Source organism: Lentibacillus jeotgali (assembly GCF_000224785.1).
GTDB lineage: Bacteria > Bacillota > Bacilli > Bacillales > Amphibacillaceae > Lentibacillus > Lentibacillus jeotgali.
The window spans coordinates 1-3,019 of record NZ_AGAV01000027.1 but is presented as its reverse complement, the minus strand read 5'-3'; the positions used below and the strand labels follow the sequence as shown (position 1 = coordinate 3,019).

The following is a 3,019-nucleotide window of genomic DNA, read 5'->3' as shown; positions in this document are numbered from 1 at the left end:
TTAGTTAAGTCCTCGATCGATTAGTATCCGTCAGCTCCACGTGTCACCACGCTTCCACCTCAGACCTATCTACCTCATCGTCTCTGAGGGATCTTACTCACTTGACGTGATGGGAAGTTTCATCTTGAGGGGGGCTTCATGCTTAGATGCTTTCAGCACTTATCCTGACCACACGTAGCTACCCAGCTGTGCTCCTGGCGGAACAACTGGTACACCAGCGGTGTGTCCATCCCGGTCCTCTCGTACTAAGGACAGCTCCTCTCAGACTTCCAATGCCCACGACGGATAGGGACCGAACTGTCTCACGACGTTCTGAACCCAGCTCGCGTACCGCTTTAATGGGCGAACAGCCCAACCCTTGGGACCGACTACAGCCCCAGGATGCGATGAGCCGACATCGAGGTGCCAAACCTCCCCGTCGATGTGAACTCTTGGGGGAGATAAGCCTGTTATCCCCGGGGTAGCTTTTATCCGTTGAGCGATGGCCCTTCCATGCGGAACCACCGGATCACTAAGCCCGACTTTCGTCCCTGCTCGACTTGTGAGTCTCGCAGTCAAGCTCCCTTCTGCCTTTGCACTCTGCGAATGATTTCCAACCATTCTGAGGGAACCTTTGGGCGCCTCCGTTACCTTTTGGGAGGCGACCGCCCCAGTCAAACTGCCCACCTGACACTGTCTCCGGACCGGCTAACGGTCCTGGGTTAGAATGTCCGTACAGCCAGGGTGGTATCCCACGGATGCCTCCACGTAAGCTGGCGCTCACGTTTCCACGGCTCCCACCTATCCTGTACAAGCTGTACCAACATTCAATATCAGGCTACAGTAAAGCTCCACGGGGTCTTTCCGTCCTGTCGCGGGTAATGCGCATCTTCACGCATAGTATAATTTCACCGGGTCTCTCGTTGAGACAGTGCCCAAGTCGTTGCACCTTTCGTGCGGGTCGGAACTTACCCGACAAGGAATTTCGCTACCTTAGGACCGTTATAGTTACGGCCGCCGTTTACTGGGGCTTCGGTTCGCCGCTTCGCGCCCGAAGGCGCTAACGCTTCCCCTTAACCTTCCAGCACCGGGCAGGTGTCAGCCCCTATACTTCGCCTTTCGGCTTCGCAGAGACCTGTGTTTTTGCTAAACAGTCGCTTGGGCCTATTCACTGCGGCTCAGACTCGGTCTGAGCACCCCTTCTCCCGAGGTTACGGGGTCATTTTGCCGAGTTCCTTAACGAGAGTTCTCCCGATCACCTTAGGATTCTCTCCTTGCCTGCCTGTGTCGGTTTGCGGTACGGGCACCTGTGAACTCACTAGAGGCTTTTCTTGGCAGTGTGGAATCAGGAACTTCGGTACTCATTTTCCCTCCCCGTCACAGCTCAGAAATCATCGGACGGATTTGCCTGTCCGACTTCCTCACTGCTTGGGCGCACCTATCCGACAGTGCGCTTTCCTTATCCTGCTGCGTCCCCCCATCGTTCAAACGCTCACGAGGTGGTACAGGAATATCTGCCTGTTGGCCATCGCCTACGCCTTTCGGCCTCGGCTTAGGTCCCGACTAACCCTGAGCGGACGAGCCTTCCTCAGGAAACCTTAGGCTTTCGGTGAAAGAGATTCTCACTCTTTTCTCGCTACTTATACCGGCATTCTCACTTCCAAACGCTCCACCAGTCCTCACGGTCTGACTTCGCTGCATTTGGAACGCTCTCCTACCATTGTTCGTCAGAACAATCCGCAGCTTCGGTGATACGTTTAGCCCCGGTACATTTTCGGCGCAGAGTCACTCGACCAGTGAGCTATTACGCACTCTTTAAATGATGGCTGCTTCTAAGCCAACATACTGGTTGTCTGGGCAACTCCACATCCTTTTCCACTTAACGTATACTTAGGGACCTTAGCTGGCGGTCTGGGCTGTTTCCCTTTCGACTATGAACCTTATCACCCATAGTCTGACTCCCAAGGCTTGCATCTCTGGCATTCGGAGTTTGACTGAATTCGGTAACCCGGTGAGGGCCCCTAGTCCAATCAGTGCTCTACCTCCAGCACGCATACCTTGAGGCTAGCCCTAAAGCTATTTCGGAGAGAACCAGCTATCTCCGTGTTCGATTGGCATTTCACCCCTACCCACACCTCATCCCCGCATTTTTCAGCATACGTGGGTTCGGGCCTCCAGTCAGTGTTACCTGACCTTCACCCTGGACATGGGTAGATCACACGGTTTCGGGTCTGCGACCATATACTCTTAACGCCCTCTTCAGACTCGCTTTCGCTGCGGCTCCGTGTCTGCCACTTAACCTTGCATATGATCGCAACTCGCCGGTCCATTCTACAAAAGGTACGCCGTCACCCATTAACGGGCTCCGACTACTTGTAGGCACACGGTTTCAGGTTCTCTTTCACTCCCCTTCCGGGGTGCTTTTCACCTTTCCCTCACGGTACTGGTTCACTATCGGTCACCAGGGAGTATTTAGCCTTGGGAGATGGTCCTCCCGGATTCCGACGGAATTCCTCGTGTTCCGCCGTACTCAGGATCCACTCCGGAGGAAACCTCTTTTCGACTACAGGGCTCTTACCTTCTGTGGCTGATCATTCCAGATCGATTCGTCTAAGACGTTTCTTGATAACTCCAATGGAGTGTCCTCCAACCCCGGAAAGCTCAGCTTTCCGGTTTGGGCTGCTTCCGTTTCGCTCGCCGCTACTCGGGAAATCGCATTTGCTTTCTTTTCCACCGGGTACTGAGATGTTTCAGTTCCCCGGGTCTGCCGCTTGTGCCCTATTGATTCAGACACAGGCGCTGCCCCATTACGGACAGCGGGTTGCCCCATTCGGAAATCCCCGGATCTCAGTCTACTTACGACTCCCCGGGGCATATCGGTGTTAGTCCCGTCCTTCTTCGGCTCCTGGTGCCAAGGCATTCACCGTGCGCCCTTCTTCACTTAACTAATTCATGCGTCCATCTGATGAACGCGTCTCGCTTATCGCATTGAATGTCTTTGCTCTTATTTAGTTTTCAAGGTACAACTGAGAGATTTGCT

At 54.1% G+C, this 3,019-nt stretch carries 1 rRNA gene; it reads right to left on the bottom strand.

Annotation, left to right across the window (positions count from 1 at the left end):
* Positions 1-2,926: ribosomal RNA gene (locus ON01_RS18375) — 23S ribosomal RNA — on the bottom strand.
* Between the last annotated feature and the right edge of the window lie 93 nt (positions 2,927-3,019).